At 68.9% G+C, this 19,504-nt stretch carries 15 protein-coding genes; 4 read left to right on the top strand and 11 right to left on the bottom strand.

The window, feature by feature from the left end:
- Positions 1-76: 76 nt before the first annotated feature.
- The 7 genes from ppc to QGN31_RS09705 all read right to left on the bottom strand — a co-directional run bounded on the left by ppc (position 77) and on the right by QGN31_RS09705 (position 9,531).
- Positions 77-2,893 carry a phosphoenolpyruvate carboxylase gene (gene ppc, locus QGN31_RS09735; RefSeq protein WP_014942455.1) on the bottom strand — a complete coding sequence of 939 codons (2,817 nt, stop codon included), beginning with the start codon at positions 2,891-2,893 and terminating at the stop codon, positions 77-79.
- Between the two features lie 38 nt (positions 2,894-2,931).
- On the bottom strand, positions 2,932-3,165 hold the full coding sequence (gene secG, locus QGN31_RS09730) for a preprotein translocase subunit SecG (RefSeq protein ID WP_008258126.1): 234 nt from the start codon (positions 3,163-3,165) through the stop codon (positions 2,932-2,934).
- Positions 3,166-3,195: 30 nt separating this feature from the next.
- A complete protein-coding gene (gene tpiA, locus QGN31_RS09725; RefSeq protein ID WP_014942456.1) occupies positions 3,196-3,981 on the bottom strand; it encodes a triose-phosphate isomerase in 786 nt (261 codons plus the stop codon).
- Complete coding sequence (locus QGN31_RS09720; protein WP_014380462.1) at positions 3,978-5,213, bottom strand: phosphoglycerate kinase; 1,236 nt, start codon at positions 5,211-5,213, stop codon at positions 3,978-3,980. Before QGN31_RS09720 ends, tpiA begins: the two co-directional genes overlap by 4 nt.
- A 3-nt stretch (positions 5,214-5,216) precedes the next feature.
- On the bottom strand, positions 5,217-6,236 hold the full coding sequence (gap, locus tag QGN31_RS09715) for a type I glyceraldehyde-3-phosphate dehydrogenase (protein ID WP_009951905.1): 1,020 nt from the start codon (positions 6,234-6,236) through the stop codon (positions 5,217-5,219).
- Positions 6,237-6,362: 126 nt separating this feature from the next.
- Positions 6,363-7,793, bottom strand: coding sequence for a phytoene desaturase family protein (locus QGN31_RS09710; protein ID WP_014942457.1), 1,431 nt, complete (start codon positions 7,791-7,793; stop codon positions 6,363-6,365).
- Entirely contained in the window at positions 7,786-9,531 is a 1,746-nt protein-coding gene (locus QGN31_RS09705; RefSeq protein WP_014942458.1) for a DUF3556 domain-containing protein, read from the bottom strand. Before QGN31_RS09705 ends, QGN31_RS09710 begins: the two co-directional genes overlap by 8 nt.
- Before the next feature lie 179 nt (positions 9,532-9,710).
- Between QGN31_RS09705 and QGN31_RS09700 the strand changes: the two genes are divergently transcribed.
- The 4 genes from QGN31_RS09700 (at position 9,711) to QGN31_RS09685 (ending at position 15,041) form a co-directional block, all read left to right on the top strand.
- A complete protein-coding gene (locus QGN31_RS09700; protein ID WP_014712003.1) occupies positions 9,711-10,520 on the top strand; it encodes a lysophospholipid acyltransferase family protein in 810 nt (269 codons plus the stop codon).
- Positions 10,521-10,523: 3 nt separating this feature from the next.
- A complete protein-coding gene (gene fadD12, locus QGN31_RS09695; RefSeq protein WP_014942459.1) occupies positions 10,524-12,143 on the top strand; it encodes an acyl-CoA ligase FadD12 in 1,620 nt (539 codons plus the stop codon).
- Entirely contained in the window at positions 12,143-13,414 is a 1,272-nt protein-coding gene (locus QGN31_RS09690; protein ID WP_014942460.1) for an alpha/beta hydrolase, read from the top strand. Before fadD12 ends, QGN31_RS09690 begins: the two co-directional genes overlap by 1 nt.
- A 232-nt stretch (positions 13,415-13,646) precedes the next feature.
- The gene (locus tag QGN31_RS09685; protein ID WP_014942461.1) at positions 13,647-15,041 is read left to right on the top strand and encodes an HNH endonuclease signature motif containing protein; all 1,395 of its coding nucleotides are present in this window, start codon (positions 13,647-13,649) and stop codon (positions 15,039-15,041) included.
- A 66-nt stretch (positions 15,042-15,107) separates the two neighbouring features.
- On the opposite strand, the gene QGN31_RS09680 is transcribed toward QGN31_RS09685, so the two are convergent.
- Genes QGN31_RS09680 through rapZ form a run of 4 tightly spaced genes read right to left on the bottom strand, consistent with a single transcriptional unit; the run spans position 15,108 to position 19,501 of the window.
- Positions 15,108-16,508, bottom strand: a complete 1,401-nt coding sequence (locus QGN31_RS09680; RefSeq protein WP_009954040.1) for a WS/DGAT/MGAT family O-acyltransferase — start codon at positions 16,506-16,508, stop codon at positions 15,108-15,110.
- Between the two features lie 52 nt (positions 16,509-16,560).
- Positions 16,561-17,538: a DNA-binding protein WhiA gene (gene whiA, locus QGN31_RS09675; protein ID WP_026071328.1), complete on the bottom strand. Its 978-nt coding sequence runs from the start codon at positions 17,536-17,538 to the stop codon at positions 16,561-16,563.
- On the bottom strand, positions 17,535-18,611 hold the full coding sequence (locus QGN31_RS09670; protein WP_009956168.1) for a YvcK family protein: 1,077 nt from the start codon (positions 18,609-18,611) through the stop codon (positions 17,535-17,537). Before QGN31_RS09670 ends, whiA begins: the two co-directional genes overlap by 4 nt.
- On the bottom strand, positions 18,608-19,501 hold the full coding sequence (gene rapZ, locus QGN31_RS09665; protein WP_026071327.1) for an RNase adapter RapZ: 894 nt from the start codon (positions 19,499-19,501) through the stop codon (positions 18,608-18,610). Before rapZ ends, QGN31_RS09670 begins: the two co-directional genes overlap by 4 nt.
- Between the last annotated feature and the right edge of the window lie 3 nt (positions 19,502-19,504).

Genomic DNA, 19,504 nt, shown 5'->3' with positions numbered 1-19,504 from the left:
AGCCACGACTCAACCATAACGACGCCGACACCGCGTGCCGCAACACCGGTGGTCAGCGCGGGAAGTACGCGCGTCGTCAGCCGCTGTTGCGCAACGCGCTCGCCAGCCCGTTCATCGTCAGCAATATCCCGCGCTGCACCAATTCGTCGTCGTCGCCGGAGCGGTACCGGCGCAGCAACTCCACCTGGAGGTGGTTCAGCGGCTCGAGGTACGGGAAGCGATTGAACACCGACCGCGCCAGCGCGGGGTTGTCCGCGAGCAGGTTGTCCTGCCCGGTGATGAGCTTGTGCATGGCGATGGTTCGGCCGTGCTCGTCGACGATCTTGCCGAAGACCCGGCGCCGTAATTCCTCGTCGTCGACCAATTCGGCGTAGCGGGCCGCCAGGCCGAGGTCGCTTTTGGCCAGCACCTGAGCCAGATTCGACAGCACGCTGCGGAAAAACGGCCAGCGCTGGTACAAGTCGTGCAGGATGCTCACCCGCTCGGCCTCGCTCTGCGGGCCCGCCGCGATCCACTGCTCGAATGCCGATCCGGTGCCGTACCAGCCGGGCAGCATGACCCGCGACTGGCTCCACGCCAGCACCCACGGGATGGCGCGCAGGTCCGAGATCGACTCGGTGGGTTTGCGGGACGTCGGCCGGCTGCCGATGTTCAGTGACCCGATCTCGCTGACCGGGGTGGAGGCCATGAAGTAGTCGACGAAACCCGGTGTGTCGTGCACCAATTCGGCGTAGGCCCGCTGGGCCAGCACGGCCACCTCGTCGAGCACCGCGTACGCCGGCTCCGCGGCGTCGCCCAGGCCCTCGACGTCCAGCAGCGTGGACTCCAGCGTGGCGGCCAGCAGGCTCTCCAGATTGCGTTGCGCCGCTTGCGGTTCGGCGTATTTGGCGGCGATCACCTCGCCCTGCTCGGTGAGCCGCAGCGAGCCGTTCACCGCGCCGGGCGGCTGCGCCAGGATCGCCTCGTAGCTCGGCCCGCCGCCACGCCCGACGGTGCCGCCGCGACCGTGGAAGAGCCGCAACCGGATTCCGGTTTTGCGCGCCACTTCCACCAGCGCCAGCTCGGCCCGGTACACCGCCCAGCTGGACGCCAAATACCCGCCGTCCTTGTTGGAGTCCGAGTAACCCAGCATCACTTCCTGGGTCTCGCCGCGCGCGGCCACCAGCGCCCGGTAGATCGGAAGTTCCAGCATCGCGTGCAGGATCGTCGCGCCGTTGTGCAGATCGTCGATGGTTTCGAACAGCGGGGAAATGCCCACGGGGCAGTAGGGTTCGGCACCGGACGCGTCGATCAGCCCCGCCTCTTTCAGCAGGATCGCGGCCTCGAGGACGTCGGAGACCGAACGGCACATCGAGATCACGTAGTTGGGGACGGCGGACGGTCCGTAGCGCTTGATGGCCTGCGCGGCGGCGCGCACCACATCCAGCTCGCCGCGGGCCAGGTCGGACAGCTGCGCGTCGTCGGCCACCAGCGGGCGGCGGGTGCCCAGCTCGGCCGCCAACAGCTCGACGCGCTCGTCTTCGGGCAGCGACCGGTAGTCCGGGTGCACGCCGGCCCACGCCAGCAGCTCGCCGATCACCTCTTCGTGCGCGTCGGAGTTCTGCCGCATGTCCAGGCCGCACAGGTGGAACCCGAAGACCCGCACGCCTTCTCGCAGCAGCGCCAGGCGGTCGTCGGCCAGCAGCGCGCTGCCGTGGCCGCGCAGCGACTCGTCGATGGTGTCGAGATCGGCGCCCAGTTCGGCCGGGGTTTCGTACGGCGGCAGCCCCAGATCCAGCACCTGCTGCGGTGTCCGGTCCAGGATCGCCGCGCTCGTCGCGCTGAGGCGGGCGCGGATCACCCGCGCCGCCCGCCGGTACGGTTCGTCCGCGCGGGCCTTCTCCGCGCAGCCCCCGGCGAGTTCGGTCAGCGCGGGGGTGACCGAGACCAGGCGCGCCGACATCGACAGCTCCTGCTCCAGCGCGGTCAGCTCGGCCAGGTAGTGCGCCAGCGCGGTGAACGCGGCGCTGCCGGTGGCCTGGCGCACCACGTCGGCCGTCACGTTCGGATTGCCGTCGCGGTCCCCGCCGATCCAGGAGCCGGGCTGCAGCATCGGCTCGTCGAACAGGTCGGCGTCGGGCCAGCGGGCGCGCAGGGCGTCGCGGACCTCGGCGTTGACCTGCGGGATCACCTTGAAGAACGCGGCGGCGTAGTAGCGCAGACCCACCTCGATCTCGTCGGTGATCTGCAGGCGGGACAGACGGATCAGCGCGGTCTGCCACAGCGTGAGGACCTGGCGGCGCAACTCGAGTTCGATGTTGCGGCCGTCGTCGGTCTCGGCGTGCCCCTCGGCGTGCAGCCGCATCAGCTCGGTGATCCGGTGCTGGGTGACGAAGACGGTGCGCCGGCGGGTCTCGGTGGGGTGGGCGGTGATCACCGGAGCGACCACGGCGCCCTTCAACGCGTCGGCAACCGTGTCCGAATCGAGTTGTGCCTCATCGAGTTTGGCGTAGGTCGCGGCCAGGGTGCTGTCCGGCGGTGGTTCGCCGGCGGCGACGTGGACAGCGCGGCGGCGCTCGCGGTGGATGTCTTCGGCGACGTTGGCCAGCAGCGCGAAGTGACTGAACGCGCGGATGACCGGAATGGCCTGGTGGATGTCGATGCGAAAGAACATCCGGGCCAGCTCCGCCCGGTCGATCTCGGAGCGGCGCACCCGGAACGATTCCACTCGGGCGCGTTCGACGAGCTCGAACACCTCGCGCCCGTTCTGCTCGCGCACCGTGTCGCCCAGGATGGCGCCCAGCAGCCGGATGTCGGCCCGCATCGGCTCGGTCGCCTCGCGCCCCACCGGGGTGCGCTGGACGGCGCCGATCGGTTCCAGGGTGTCCTCGGGGGCTTCGGAGGCGTCAGCCATGCGTCCCAGTATCGGCGTGCCGCGGGGCGGTCAGGTCGTCAGTGGTACTTGATCAGCAGCGCCATGCCGATGATGCACACCAGCCAGATGCCGGTGATGAACAGCGTCAGGCGGTCCAGGTTCTTTTCCACCACGGTGGATCCGGACAGGCTCGATTGGACGCCACCGCCGAACAGCGTGGACAGGCCGCCACCCTTGGCGCGGTGCAGCAGCACCAGCAGCACCACCAGGATGCTGGTGACGACCAGGGTGATCTGCAAAGCCAACTGCATGACGGCCAGCCTACCGGTGCCTTGGCCGCATCACGGAAGAGGCCCACCGGCGGCGATGGCCGCCAGCGTGGCGAATTGCTCGCCGTCCAGCGACGCGCCGCCGACCAGGCCGCCGTCGATGTCGTCCTGGGCGACGAGCTCGCCGACGTTCTTGGCGTTGACCGAGCCGCCGTAGAGCACCCGCACCGAGTCGGCGACCTGGGGCGAGGCGAGCGACGCCAACTCCTTGCGGATCGCCGCGCACACCTCCTGGGCGTCGGCGGCGCTGGCCACCCGCCCGGTGCCGATCGCCCACACCGGCTCGTAGGCGATGACGACCTTGCCGATCTGTTCGGTGGACAGCCCGGCCAGCGCCCCCCGCAGCTGCTCTTCGCAGTGGATGACGTGGTTTCCGGCCTCGCGCACCTCGAGGTGCTCGCCGATGCAGACGATCGGGGTCAGTTCGTGCTTGAGCGCCGCGGCGGTCTTGGCGGCGACGACGGTGTCGTCCTCGTGGTGGTACGTCCTGCGCTCGGAGTGCCCGACGACGACGAACGTGCAGCCCAGCTTGGCCAGGAAGGCGCCGCTGATCTCGCCGGTGTAGGCCCCGGCGTCGTGCTGGGACAGGTCCTGCCCGCCGTAGGTCAGCCGCAGCTTGTCGCCGTCGACCAGGGTCTGCACGCTGCGCAGGTCGGTGAACGGCGGCAGCACCGTGACGTCGACCTTGTCGTAGTACTTGTCCGGCAGCGCGAACGCGATCTTTTGCACCAGCGCGATCGCCTCGAAGTGGTTGAGGTTCATCTTCCAGTTGCCGGCGATCAGTGGCTTGCGGCTCACGCTGCGCCTCCAGTCGGTTGCGGACGGTCCAGTACCTCGACACCCGGAAGCGTCTTGCCCTCAAGGTATTCCAGCGACGCTCCCCCACCGGTGGAGATGTGCGAGAAGTCGCCTTCCGGGATGCCCAGCGCGCGCACGGCCGCCGCCGAGTCCCCGCCGCCGACCACGCTGAAGGCGCCCTTGCCGGTCGCGGTGGCGATCGCTTCGGCGACGCCCTTGGTGCCCGCGGCGAACGCCGGGAACTCGAACACGCCCATCGGCCCGTTCCAGAAGACGGTCTCGGCGTTGGACAGCAAGGTGGCGAACCGTTTGACCGATCCGGGCCCGATGTCCAGACCCATCAGGTCGTCCGGGATGGCGTCGGCGGCGACGGTCTGCGGTGTCGCGTCGGCGGCGAACTTGTCGGCCACCACGATGTCCACCGGGAGCCGCAGCACGTCGACGTAGGTGTCCAGCAGCCGCCGGCAGGTGTCCACCATCTCGGTCTCCAGCAGTGACTTGCCGACGGAAAAGCCTTGCGCGGCGAGGAAAGTGAAGCACATGCCGCCGCCGATGACGATGCTGTCGGCCTTGGTGGCCAACGACTCGATGACCCCGAGCTTGTCGGACACCTTCGACCCGCCGAGCACCACGGCGTAGGGGCGTTTGGTGGAGCTGGTCAGCTGCTGGAGCACCTGGATCTCCTCGGCCACCAGCGTGCCGGCGTAGTGCGGCAGCAGGGTCGCGATGTCGTACACGGAGGCCTGCTTGCGGTGCACCACGCCGAAGCCGTCGGAGACGAAAGCGCCTGTGGGCCCGACCAATTCGGCGAGCTGGCGGGCGAGGGCGAGCCGCTCGGCGTCGTCCTTGCTGGTCTCGCGGGCATCGAAGCGGATGTTCTCCAGTAGCAGGACGTCGCCGTCGGTCAGCCCCTCGGCGCGGGCCAGCGCGTCGGTGCCGACGACATCCCCGGCCAACTGCACGTGGCGGCCCAGCTGCTCGGAGAGCGCCGCGGCGACCGGCGCCAGCGACAGCTTCGGGTCCGGCCCGTCCTTGGGACGCCCGAGGTGCGCGGTGACCACCACCTTGGCGCCCGCCTCGACGAGCGCCTTCAGCGTCGGCACCGAGGCGGTGATGCGCCCGGGGTCGGTGATCTTGCCGTCATCGAGCGGCACGTTCAGGTCCGAGCGCACCAGCACGCCTCGGCCCGAAACCCCCTCGCCGAGAAGGTCTTTGAGCGTGTGGACGGCCACGGGTTACAGCGACTTGCCGACCAGGGCGACCAGGTCCACCAGGCGGTTGGAGTAGCCCCATTCGTTGTCGTACCAGGACACCACCTTGGCCTGGTCGTCGATCACCTTGGTCAACCCGGAATCGAAGATCGAGCTGTGCGGGTCGGTGACGATGTCGCTCGAGACGATCGGCGCGTCGTAGTACTTGAGGATGCCCTTCATCGGCCCCTCGGCGGCCGCCTTCATCGCCGCGTTGATCTCCTCGGCGGTGGCGGACTTCTTCAGCTCGGCGGTCAGGTCGGTGACCGAGCCGGTGGGGATCGGCACGCGCAGCGCGTAGCCGTCGAGCTTGCCCTTCAGCTCGGGCAGCACCAGGCCGATGGCCTTGGCCGCGCCGGTGGAGGTCGGCACGATGTTCAGGGCGGCGGCGCGGGCGCGGCGCAGGTCCTTGTGCGGGCCGTCCTGCAGGTTCTGGTCCTGGGTGTAGGCGTGGATGGTGGTCATCAGGCCCTTGACGATGCCGAACTCGTCGTTGAGCACCTTGGCCAGCGGCCCCAGGCAGTTCGTGGTGCACGAGGCGTTGGAGATGATGTTCTGGCTGCCGTCGTACTTGTCGTCGTTGACGCCGAGCACGATGGTGATGTCCTCGTCGGTGGCCGGCGCGGAGATGATCACCTTCTTGGCGCCGGCGTCCAGGTGGCCCTTGGCCTTGGCGGCGTTGGTGAAGATGCCGGTGGACTCGACGACGACGTCGACGCCCAGGTCGCCCCAGGGCAGCGCCGCCGGGCCCTCCTTGACCTCCAGCGCCTTGATCTTGGCGTTGCCGACGACGATGGTGTCGTCACCCTCGAGGCTGACGTCGTGCGGCAGGCGGCCCAGGATGGAGTCGAATTTCAGCAGGTGCGCCAGGCTGGCGTTATCGGTGAGGTCGTTGACCGCGACCACCTCGATGTCAGCGGTGCCTTGCTCCTGTTGAGCCAGCAAGGCCCGGTAGAAGTTCCGCCCGATTCGACCGAAGCCGTTGATACCTACTCGGACCGTCACTTGTCTCTCCTCTGTCTTCTTTCCTGTGTCCGCTGATTTGCGCTCGTCGCCAGCCTAGATCAGCGCCGCCACCCGTTGCCGCGCTGGTACATCGGCCGTGACGTCGGCCACACGCGGCCCGTACCGCTAGGCCGGATTGCGGCGCTTGCGCAGCCAGCCCAGGGCCGCCTCGGCCGCGTGGTAGCCGCACAACCCGTGGATGCCGGCCCCCGGCGGGGTGGACTGCGAACACAGATAGACACCGGGGACACCGGTCGCGTACGGGTTGACCGAGACCCGCGGCCGCAGGATCACTTGGAGCCCGTCGTTGGCGCCGCCGATGATGTCGCCGCCGATGAAGTTGGGGTTGTAGGCCTGCAGATCGGCGGTACCGCTGGTGACGGTGGCGACGACGCGGTCGCGGAATCCGGGCGCGAAGCGCTCGATCTGGTCAGTGATGATCTCGGTGGCATCGCCGGTGTAGCCGAACGGCACGTGGGCGTAGGCGTAGATCGGGTTGATATCGCCCGCCGAGCGCGACGGGTCGGCCAGGTACTGCTGCCCAAGGATGATGAACGGCCGCCGGTACATCCGTCCTTGCGACCGCTCGCGTTCGCTGTGTGCGATCTCGGCGAATGTCCCGCCCAGGTGCACGGTGCCGGCGTGACCGCAGTCGGGATTGGTCCAGGGAATGTGGCCCTCGATGGCGTAGTCGACCTTGAAGGCCGAGGACCCCTGGCGGTAGCGCCGGTAGGAGCGCTTGATGCGGCCGGGCATGGCGTCGCCGTAGAGCCGCAGCGTCGCGGCCGGGGTGAGGTCGAGCATGACGATGTCGGCGTCGGGAATGTCTTTGCGGCTGGTCACTGTGACGCCGGTGGTGATCGCAGCGCCGTGTTCGGCCAGGACGTCTGCTAGCGCCGCGATGATCGAACCCGATCCGCCCGCAGCCACCGGCCAGCCGTAGTGGTGCCCGCTGGCCATGAACATCAGCGCCATTGCGGCCGTCAGCGGCCGGTCGAGCCGGGTATACGCGTGCGCGGCCTGGCCGCCGAATAGCGCGCGCACCCGCTCGGTGCGAAACCAGCGGGCCAGCACGGTCGCCGGCAACAGCGCGCGCGGCCCGAAGGCAGCAAGCCGGATGGGGTGGTGCGGAACATGCAGGACCGGGCGCATCAGGTCTTGGCACAGCTCGTCGAAGCCGGCGGCGAGATCGCCCACCGCGAGCCGCCACCGCCGTCCGTCGGCGCCCATTTCGGCCACGGTTCGGTCGATCGACCGGTACAGCAACCCGGCGGTGCCGTCGTCGAGCGGATGCGCGCAGTCGACCTCCGGCCACTTCCAGGTCAGCCCGTAGCTCGGCAGGTCGATCTCCTCCCAGAACGGTGAACCCACTGCCATCGGATGCGCAGCCGAGCAGACGTCGTGGATCACCCCGGGCACCGTCAGCTCGGCCGAGCGCGCTCCCCCGCCGACCGTCTCGCCGGCCTCCAGCACCTGCACGTCGACACCGTGGCGGGCGAGGTGGATCGCGGCGGCCAGCCCGTTCGGCCCGGCGCCGACGACGACTGCCCTAGCCATGGGCGTCATCAATGACGTGGACGGGGCAGTCATCCCCGGACTCGGGCCACGGCTGGCGGGTCAGCATGTCCTTGACGTCGACGTAGCCCGCCTCGATCAGGCCGGTCTTGGCGTCGAGGATGCGATACGACTGCCGTTGGACGTGGATGGGCTGACCCTCCAGGACGATGACCCGCAGGTCGCCGTCCTCGAAGCGGCAGCGGCGTTGCACCGCCTCCACAAGTTGCTCGTTGTGTAGGTGGCCCTCGCCGAAGTTCCACCCGACGAGCGGCCCGGCAACGATTTCGCCCTCACGGATCTTGTAGTCGGCTTCGTCGTCGATCGCGCGCGGCAGCAGCCCGTTGAGCGCCCGGCCATGCACGTGCATCGCGCGGAAGGCGGCGATCTTGTCCGCCAAGATTTCGGCGGTTTCCGGGTCGTAGAGCCTCGCCAGCTGATTGACGACGAGCGCGGAGCTCTTCACGATGTCGGCGTCGATCTTCTCCTCGGCGCCCGCACGAAAGCACCACACGCTGGTGGCCCAGTTGCCGGCGTAGTACCGCATTGCCGGAAGGAACGAAATCTTTTCGGGGAACATGTTTCCCACGATGACCACCACCACCGCGAGGATCACGAGGGCGAGCAGCACGGGCGAGCGAAGATCGGTGGCCCGGACCGCGCCGTAATGCCCGAACAGATAGAACAGCGAGAAGATGAAGAACACGTTCCATTCCAAGGGCACTCCCATTGGGAGGTTGGAAATGATGTTGAGATGGAACAGCACCATGAACCCGATCAGAAACCATCGCCACGGGTGATCGGCGGCGAAGAAGACCAGCACCGTCGGAACCACGAATTCCGCTGTGGTGCCGCCGACGTGGGCCATCAGCTTGGGCAGCAGCGACGGTCGCAGGTCGTTGACGTGGTCGAGGTAGAGCAGGTGCTTCAGCGGGGTGAACACCCGGCTTCGCAGCAGCGCGTTGTTGCTCGTCATCACCGCCACCACGTAAGGGAAATGGTGGTTGAGCTTGGAAACCGCTGCGCCCCACCACAAGCAGAGCATGATGAGCTTGCAGGCCGCGATCTGATCGGTGAACGGGAAGAAGAACACGAACAGCTTCAGCCAATAGTGTTCGCCGCGGGCGGCCAGGAAGACCGTCTTGTCGCGTAGACCTAACAGGGCCAGCGCCACGATCGTCGGGACGACCCGCACGGGGTCGATCAGGCCGACATCGCCCGCGGTGGTGACCGGCCCGCCGTGACCGGGCGACAGCAGCGCCCACACCCCGCCGATCAGAACGATGGCATACAGCGCGGCGTCGAAGGCGGTGCGCGTGTCGCCGCGGGTGAACGGAACCTTGCCGGGCCAGGCCGGGAGCCGAATTGTGTTGGGTCGCAACCAGTAAAGGATGCCGCCGATCGGTGGCATGAACCGCCCGGTCAGCGGCCCGGATCCGCAGCCGAGGCCGGTGACCTCGAACAGCAGCGTGAAGATGACGACCTTCTGGTAGACGATGGGTTGCGTCCACCAGTCGCCGATGCGGCCCAGACCGCCCAGGCCGGGGGTAAGCGAGATGATCGCGGCGGGCGCGGCGACGTAGAGGGCGATCTTGAGCAGGTAGAGCAAATACACCGCGTATGGCGTGCCGAAGCCGTGTTCCGCCCAGTGCCGGGTCACGACTTGCAGCCGGGTGGCCCGGGGCAACGTGGGCCAGGTGCTGCGGTCGACTTCCGGAAGCTCCGGTGACATGAATCCCATGGGCGGCCTCGTTCCTGTCGGAAAACCAGCTGGCCCATCGAATGTATCGGCACCGCAGCCGACTCAACGGCTTACGCGGGCGAAAATGCCGAAACACCCCGACGGCGGCGCTTCCTTGGTCGCTACCATCGAGGGACTCGACTCGGCACCTGGCCCGGCGCGAGCGTCAAGGGAGGAATGTGACCGACAGCGACAACGCCGATGGCGGGGACATCGGCAAATTCGACCCCGTCTTGACCCAGCGCCTGATGGCGGTGATGCGCCCGGTCTTGAAGACGTATTTCCGGTCGGAGGTACACGGCCTGGACTCGTTCCCGCCCGGCGGTGCGCTGGTGGTCGGTAACCACTCGGGCGGCATGTTCCCGATGGACGTCCCGATCTTCAGCGCCCACTTCTACGACAAGCTCGGCTACGACCGGCCGGTCTACACGCTGAGCCACGACATCCTCATGACGGGCCCCACCGCGGACTTCTTCCGGCGTACCGGATACATCCGGGCCAATCGGGAGAACGCGGCCGTCGCGCTGCGGTCCGGCGGGGTCGTGATCGTGTTCCCCGGCGGCGACTACGACGTCTACCGGCCCACGCTGTCGGAGAACGTCATCGACTTCAACGGCCGCAAGGGCTACGTCCGCACCGCGATCGACGCCGGCGTCCCGATCGTGCCCGCGGTGTCGATCGGCGGGCAGGAGACGCAGCTCTACCTGACGCGCGGCACCTGGCTGGCCGAGCGGCTGGGCATCAAACGGTTGCTGCGCAGCGCGATTCTGCCGGTCTCGTTCGGTTTCCCCTTCGGCCTGAGTGCGGTCATCCCGCCCAACCTGCCGCTGCCGACCAAGATCGTGACCCGGGTGCTGGAGCCGATCGACATCGCCGGAAAGTTCGGCGAGGACCCCGACATCGACGAGGTCGACGAGTACGTGCGCTCGGTGATGCAGGAGGCGCTGACCGAGCTCGCCGCCAAGCGCCGGTTCCCGATCCTCGGCTGAGTCATGCCAAACCCTTTGCGCGAGACCCTTGGTCTGATCGGCACCATGCGCCGCGCCGGACTGATCGCGCCCATGCGCCCGGATCGCTACGTGCGGATCGCCGCGGCCATGCGCCGCGAAGGCATGGGCATGACGTCAGGGTTCGCCAGCGCCGCCCAACGCTGCCCGGATCGGCCCGGCCTGATCGACGAGCGGGGCAGCCTGACCTGGCGCGAACTCGATGAGCGGTGCAACGCGCTCGCCGCGGCGCTGCAGGGGTTGCCGTCGGGCCAGCCCCGCGTCATCGGGATCATGTGCCGCAATCACCGCGGTTTCGTCGAGGCGTTGGTGGCCGCCGACCGGATCGGCTCGGACATCCTGCTGCTCAACACGTCGTTCGCCGGGCCGGCGCTGGCCGACGTGGTGACCCGCGAGGGCGTCGACGCCGTCATCTACGACGAGGAGTTCACCGAGACGGTGGACCGCGCGCTGGCCGGCACGCCTGACGCGACCCGCATCGTGGCGTGGACCGATGCCGAGCATGAGCGCACGGTCGAGGGGCTGATCGCGGCCCGGGCAGGCGCTCAACCCCAGCGCACCGGGCGCAAGGGCAAGATGATCCTGCTCACCTCCGGCACCACCGGAACGCCCAAGGGCGCCAAGCAATCTGGCGGCAACGCGGGAATCGGAACGCTGAAGGCGATCCTGGACCGCACGCCGTGGCGGGCGGAGGAGCCCATCGTGATCGTGGCGCCGATGTTCCACGCCTGGGGCTTTTCCCAGCTGCTGCTCGCGGCGTCGTTCGCCTGCCCGGTGATCACCCGGCGCAAATTCGACCCGGAGGCCACCCTGGACCTTATCGACCGGCACAAGGCGACCGGCCTGGTGGTGGTGCCCGTGATGTTCGACCGGATCATGGATCTGCCGGCCGAGGTGCGGCGCCGCTACAGCGGCCGGTCCCTGCGGTTCGCCGCGGCATCCGGTTCGCGGATGCGCCCCGACGTCGTCACCGCGTTCATGGACGAGTTCGGCGACGTGATCTACAACAACTACAACGCCACCGAGGCGGGCATGATCGCCACCGCCACGCCGGCCGACCTGCGCGCGGCGCCCGACACCGCGGGCCGGCCCGCCGGTGGAACCGAAATCCGCATCCTGGACCCGGAATTCAATGAGCTGCCCGCCGGCGAGGTCGGCAGCATCTACGTGCGCAACAACACCCAGTTCGACGGCTACACCTCGGGCAGCACGAAAGACTTTCACGCCGGATTCATGTCGTCGGGCGACGTCGGGTATCTGGATTCCGCGGGCCGGCTGTTCGTCGTCGGCCGCGACGACGAGATGATCGTGTCCGGCGGCGAGAACGTCTACCCGATCGAGGTGGAGAAGGCGCTCGCAGCACATCCCGACGTGGCCGAGGCGGCGGTGATCGGCGTCGACGACGAACAATACGGCCAGCGGCTGGCGGCGTTCGTGGTGCTGGAGCCGGGCGCCGGCGCCACCCCCGACGCCCTCAAGCAACACGTGCGGGACAACCTCGCCAACTACAAGGTGCCGCGCGAGATCGCGGTCCTGGATGAACTCCCCCGCAGCAGCACGGGCAAGATCCTGCGCGCGGAGCTGCGAGCACGGGTCGGCGGCTGATGCGGTTCACCCGGATGATCAGAAGGCCCAGGCCACTGGTGCGCGCCGCGCTGGAATTGGCCAACGCCGCCAACGGTTTACGGCCGCTGGCCCGCAAGGGTTACAGCACGGTGCTGGTGTTCTGGTTCGGGTGGCCGGCGTCCGAGGTGCCGGGCGTGTACTTCTCCGCTTCGCTTTTGGACGTGCTGCGGCGCGGGCGCCGCGGCGACTTCGCGGGACGTCGCGGGAAGGTGGCGCTGGCGCTGACGGCGGCGTCCTGGGCCATCCTGGCGGTGATCAAGTATCGCGGCGTGACGACCCCCGGGCCAGTGCTGGAGGCGGGGCTGCGCGAGCAACTCGGCGACGACTATGAAGAGGCGCTCGACAAGCTGCCGCAAACCAAGCCCACCCGCAGCGGGCGTCGCACCCTGCCGCTGGGGAATACGGTGGCGCGGCGCCGCTACGTCGAGAAGACGAACGTGGTGTCCTACGGGCCGCACGGCCGCGCCAATCTGGCCGACATCTGGCGCCGCCACGATCTACCGCGCGACGGCAAGGCGCCGGTGCTGGTGCAGGTGCCCGGCGGCGCGTGGGTGATCGGAATGCGCCGGCCCCAGGCCTATCCGCTGATGAGCCACCTGGCCGCGCGCGGTTGGGTGTGCGTGTCCATCGGCTACCGGGTGTCGCCGCGGCACACCTGGCCCGACCACATCGTCGACGTCAAGCGCGCGCTGGCCTGGGTGAAGGAGAACATCTCCCGCTACGGCGGGGATCCGAATTTCGTGGCGATCACGGGCGGTTCGGCCGGTGGCCACCTGTGTTCGCTGGCGGCGCTGACACCCAACGACCCGGCGTTCCAGCCGGGCTTCGAGGAGGCCGACACGTCGGTGGTCGCCGCGGTCCCGGTGTACGGGCGCTACGACTGGTTTTCCACCGAGGGCGAGGGCCGGCGCGAATTCGTGGAGTTGCTCCAAAAGTTCGTCGTCAAGCGGAAATTCAGCACCCACCGCGACATCTACGTCGACGCCTCACCGATCCGTCGGATGCGCGCCGACGCGCCACCCTTCTTCGTCCTGCACGGGCACGACGATTCGCTGATCCCGGTGGGCGAGGCGCAGGAGTTCGTCGAGGAGCTGCGCGCGGTGTCCAAGTCACCGGTCGCCTACGCCGAATTGCCGCACGCTCAACACGCTTTCGACATCTTCAGTTCCCCGCGGGCCCACCGTTCCGCGGAGGCCGTGGCGCGGTTCTTGTCGTGGGTGTACGCGACGCGTCCGCCCCAGCGCGACTAGGACGGCTCTCGGCCGCCCGAGGCGGTGCCCCGAGCCGTGCGCGCTCCCGCGCCCCGGGCCGTGCGCGCTCCCGCGCCCCGAGCCGCCCGCGCTCCCGGCGACACGAGCCGCCCGCGCTCCCGCCGACACGATTTCGGATATCGGAAACGGATATTGAATTCCCTTGTGTCACTGTGGTTTCTGTGGTCACAATGCGGGGTTTTGTGTCGGTGGGCCTCGATAGGTTGACGGTATGAGTTCGGGCGGCATCATCGATCGGGACGCGATCAGCGCGGCCTTCGACGCGCTTGATGCCGCGATCGAGGGCGTGGCGGGGCTGAGTTTTGATGCGCTGGCTCCTCGGGAGTGCCTGGCTCTGTTAGAGCGCTGCGAAAAGACGCGCCGCCGGCTGCCGGTGGCTGAGCATGCGTTGATCAATCACCTGGCCCGCCAAGCCAGCATCGAAGAACTCGGCGGCCCGCTGGATCAGGCGATCGCCGACCGGCTGCGGATCAGCCACACCGAGGCCGCCCGGCGGGTCAAAGACGCCGCCGATCTGGGCCCGCGCCACGGCCTGACCGGTGAACCCTTGCCCCCGGTGTTGGCCGCCACCGCCGCCGCCCAGGCCCGCGGTGAACTCGGCGCCGCCCATGTGGCGGTGATCCGCCGATTCTTTCGCCGCCTGCCCGGCTGGATCGACCCGGCCACCCGCGAGCGGGTCGAGGCCGACCTGGCCGGTCACGCCGCGTATCACCGGCCCGACGAACTCGACGGCCTGGCCCACGTCCTGGAAGATTGCCTCAATCCCGACGGCCTCTTCACCGACGAGGACCGCGCCCGCAGCCGCGGGGTGACCCTGGGCAACCAACAAGCCGACGGCATGTCGGAGCTGCGGGGCCTGATCACCCCCGAACTACGCGCCACGCTGGAAGCCGTGGAAGCCAAACTCGGCGCCCCGGGCATGTGCAACCCGCTCGACGACACCCCGTGCGTGGAGGGGACGCCCAGCCAAGAGGCCATCGACGGTGATACCCGCTCGAAGGCTCAGCGCGGCCATGACGCGCTGCTGGCGGCGCTGCGTGGGCTGTTGGCCTCCGGGGAGTTGGGTCAGCACAACGGGTTACCGGCCTCGATCATCGTCACCACTACCCTGGCCGAGTTGGAGGCCGCCGCCGGGCGAGCCCTGACCGGTGGGGGCACCATCCTGCCGATGAGTGAGGTGATCCGCCTGGGCCGCCACGCCCACCATTACTTGGCGATTTTCGATAAGGGCAAGGCCCTGGCGCTCTATCACACCAAGCGCCTGGCTTCCCCGGGGCAGCGAATCGTGTTGTACGCCAAGGACCGCGGCTGCACCGCCCCGGGCTGCACCGTGTCGGGCTATTACTGCGAAGTCCACCACACCACCGACTACAGCACCTGCCACAGCACCGACATCAACCAGCTCACCTTCGCCTGCGGCCCCCATCACCGCATGCTCAACCCCGGCGGCTGGACCACCCGCAAAAACTTCCGCGGCGAGACCGAATGGAAACCCCCACCCCACCTCGAGCGCGGCCAACCCCGCACCAACACCTACCACCACCCCGAAAAACTCCTCCACCACGAACACGACGACGACGAAGCCGACAATCCCGGCGCCGCATAACACTTCACGATCGCCGCTAGCTCAGATCGCGGCGCCTCATAGTCGTGAGATCGCCTGGCAGCAGGCCTAGTTGGGGCTGTTCTCCCGCGCGGCGGCCTTTTCGAGGTCGGTGAGCGCCGGCTCGATACGATCGGCCATGTCGTCGATGTCGTTGGCCACCTCGGGCGTCGTCACGAAGCCGAAGTCGAGGTAATCCGTGTAGGAGAAGCAGGTGATGTTCAGCGCGACGTCCATCACCGGCGGCCCCAGCGGCACCAGCGAATCGAGCTTGGCGCCGGCCATGTACAGCGGGAACGACGGGCCGGGCACATTCGAGACAACCAGGTTGATCGGGGCCAGGTTTCGCGACAGACCGCTGGCGGTGTAGGCCCGCGCGGCCAGCCCCAACAACCCCGGCGGTGTCGTCTCGGTCAGCCCCATGATCTGATGCGCCGACAACGCCTTGGCCATCAGCTTGGCGTTCTGGGTGCTTTCGTGGATGGACCGCAGCCGCTCCCCGGGGTCTTCGATGTGGGTGGCCAACGAGACGGTCATCGAGCTCACCTTGTTGCCGACGTCATCCTTGTTCTCGTCGGTGCGCGTCGACACCGGGATCTGCGCGATGAGCGGTTTGGCAGGCAGCTCACCGCGTTTGAGTAGGTAGTCGCGGGCGGCGCCGGCCACCAACGCCAGCACCACGTCGTTGAGCTTCACACCGTAGGCGTCCTTGACGACCTTGGCGCGGGCCAGTTCGACGCGGCAGCCGGTGATGCGCCGGTGTGGCGAAACCGGCGCGTTGAAGCGGGTTTTCGGCGCTTCGAAGTAGCGCGGCGGCCGGCTGCGCACCCCCAGCGTGGCGATCTGCTGGCGCACGGTCTGCTCCACCAGCCGCGCGACGCGGAACGGCGTCTTGACGCCGACGTTGATGAGCGCGCCCACCGCACGCCGCTCGATGCCCGGAATATTCAACCCCACCAGCGATCCGACCGTCTCCTGTTGCGGCGGTCGCGGTTCCGGCGTGACGTCCAGCAGGATCTCACCCAGGCCGGCGCCCGAGACGCCGTCGACGATGGCGTGGTGCATCTTGGTCAGCGACGCGATCCGGCCGCCCTCGACACCCTCGATCACCCACATCTCCCACAGCGGCCGGGCGCGGTCCAGCTTGTAGGACATCAACCGCCCCACCAGTTCCTCGAGTTCGCGCCGACCGCCGGGCGCCGGAACCGCGATGCGCCGGATGTGGAAGTCGGGGTCCAGGTCCTCGTCCTCGACGAACCACGGCCGGTCCAGGCCGAATGGCGCCCCGGTGACCCGCCACCGCAACTGCGGCAATTCCGGCAGCCGCTCGATGATCAGCTCGCGCAGTCGCGCAAAGCTGTACTCGGAGCATTCCTTCGGGTCGCAGATCGCCAGCGCCCCCACGTGCATGTGCCAGCCCGCGGTTTCGGCCGACCAAAACGCCGCATCAACGCTCGAAAGCCGTTTCATTCCCCGACCGTAGCCCCCGCCACCCCTTGCGAACAGCGATTCGCGCGACCAGTTAGGCGTCTTCCAGCAAATCCGGCGTCACCGCCGACTCGGTGTCGGGAATGCCCTCGATCTTCGCCTTGCGGTCGGCCATCGACAGCAACCGCCGAATGCGGCCGGCCACAGCGTCTTTCGTCATCGGCGGGTCGGCGAGCCGGCCGAGCTCCTCCAGCGACGCCTGTCGGTGCTCGACGCGCAGCTTGCCGGCCGAGGCCAAATGGTCGGGGACGGTGTCGCCGAGGATCTCCAGCGCCCGCTCCACCCGGGCGGCCGCCGCGACCGCCGCGCGCGCCGAGCGGCGCAGGTTGGCGTCGTCGAAGTTGGCGAGCCGGTTGGCCGTGGCCCGCACCTCGCGGCGCATCCGGCGCTCCTCCCACACCAGCCGGGTGTCCTGGGCGCCCATCCGGGTCAGCAACGCGCCGATCGCCTCGCCGTCGCGCACCACCACCCGGTCGGCGCCACGCACCTCGCGGGCCTTCGCGCTGACCCCCAGCCGCCGCGCCGCGCCCACCAACGCCAGCGCCGCCTCCGGGCCGGGGCAGCTGACCTCCAGCGCCGACGACCGTCCCGGCTCGGTCAGCGACCCGTGCGCCAGGAAGGCCCCCCGCCACGCGGCCTCGGCGTCGCCGACGCTGCCGCCCACCACCTGTGCCGGCAGCCCGCGCACCGGGCGGCCGCGGTTGTCGAGCAGCCCGGTCTGGCGGGCCAGCGCCTCACCGTCGTTGGCCACCCGCAACACGTACCGGGTGCTTTTGCGAATTCCGCTGGCGGACAACACATGCACGACGGCGGTGTAGCCGTAAAGTTCGAAAATGTCTTTGCGCAGCCGCCGGGCGACATTGCCGAGATCGACCTCGGCCTCGACCACGACGCGGCCGCCCACGATGTGCAGCCCTCCGGCGAACCGCAGCAGGGACGTGACCTCCGCCCGGCGCGCGCTGACCGATTTCACGACCAGGCGGCTCAGTTCGTCCTTGACTTCGGTCGTCATCGCCACGAGTCGTCACCCCTTGGTCCGCTGCCGGCGGGCCCATCCCCACCTGGTGGTGGTTTTGCACCGTCGACCCGAATATCCGCGGTGGCCGTGGCCGGAGCCGCTTCCGGACCCTTGCGGGCCGCCCGGACCCCGTCCAGGGCCGCCGCGAGCTTGCCTGGATCATGTAAAGGTGTACCAGGTCGGGACACGTCAGCGAAGTGGACCTCGGCATGCAGCAGGGTGGCGGTGCGGCGCAGTTGCTCGCGTTCCCGCTCACTCGGCACCCGGTCGGCGTCGATGATGATGTCGTGCACTGTGAATCCCGGAGCGTGCTGGGCCAGCACGTGCAGATGACGCTCGACGGAGAACCCGGCGGTCTCCCCCGGCTCGGCCACCAGGTTGAGCACCAGGGCGCGCCGCGCGGACGTCGCCCGCAGCGCCGCCGCCAGCTCGGGCACCAACACGTGCGGGATCACGCTGGTGAACCACGAGCCGGGGCCCAGCACCACCAGGTCGGCGGCCATGATGGCGTCGACGGCCTGCCGGGTGGCCGGGGGGTGATCCGGCAGCAGCCGCACCCGGCGCACCTTGCCCGGGGTGGTCGCGATCGCCACCTGGCCGCGGATCACCCGGAACATCCGCGGGTCGCCTTCCAGGCCGGACACGTCGGCCTCGATCTGCAGGGCGATCGGGCACATCGGCAGCACCCTGCCCTTGACGCCCAGGATGCGCCCGAGCTCGTCGAGGGCGGCCACCGGATCGGCCAGCACCTCCGACAGGCCGGCCAGCATCAGGTTGCCGATCGGATGCCCCGCCAGAGCGCCGCTGCCACCGAACCGGTGCTGCAGGATGGTCGCCCACAGACGCCCATGCGGGCTGTCAGAAGCCAAGGCCGCCAACGCCATTCGCAGGTCGCCGGGCGGCACCACGCCGAGTTCGCCGCGCAGCCGGCCCGAGGATCCGCCGTCGTCGGCGACGGTCACCACGGCGGTGACGTAGGGGGTAAGGCGGCGGGCCGCCGACAAGGTCGCGTACAAGCCGTGTCCGCCGCCCAGCGCGACGATGCCCCGGTTGAACGGCTCGCTCATTCGCGGCCCAGATCCCGGTGCAGCACGCGCACCGACAGCTGGTGATCGGCGTTCAGCAACTGCATCAATTGCTCGGCGATCGCGACACTGCGATGCTTCCCCCCCGTGCAGCCGATGGCGACCGTCATATAGCGCTTGCCCTCCCTGCGGTAGCCGTCCACGACCAGAGATAGCAGTCGATGGTAGGCGTCGAGAAACTCGGCCGCGCCGGGCTGGCTCAACACGTAATCCCGCACCGCGGGATCCTGCCCGGTGCGGGGGCGCAATTCGTCGACCCAGTGCGGGTTCGGCAGGAATCGCACGTCCATCACCATGTCGGCGTCCATCGGCAGGCCGTACTTGAAACCGAACGACTCGACCGTGACGCTGGTGGTCGCGCCGGCGTCATTGCCGAACGCCCGCTCGATGGTCTCGCGCAGGCCCCGCACCGACAGCGTCGACGTGTCGATGATCAGGTCGGCGGTGGCGCGCACCGATGCCAGCATCCGGCGCTCGGCCGCGATGCCCTCGGCCAGCGTCTGATCGCCCTGCAGCGGGTGGCTGCGCCGATTCTGCTCGTAGCGGCGCACCAACATGTCGTCGGATGCTTCCATGAACACCACCCGCGGGGCGATGTTTCGGGTCGCCAGCTCGGTGCGCACCGAATCCAGATCTCCGGTGAAGCCCCGCGACCGCACGTCCATCACCACCGCCAGCTGGGTGATGCGCGACCCCGCGTCCATGCCGAGGTCGACCATCCGGGTGATCAGCTGCGGGGGCAGGTTGTCGGCCACATACCAGCCGAGGTCCTCGAGCACCTTGGCCGCCGTACCCCGCCCGGCCCCGGACAACCCCGTCACGAGAACGACGTCGATACCGGCCGGGGCGTCCACCGAGTGATTCCCCGCCAACTC

This window comes from Mycobacterium sp. 2-64, from assembly GCF_035918375.1.
GTDB lineage: Bacteria > Actinomycetota > Actinomycetes > Mycobacteriales > Mycobacteriaceae > Mycobacterium > Mycobacterium intracellulare.
This window is presented reverse-complemented; position numbering and strand designations above follow the sequence as displayed.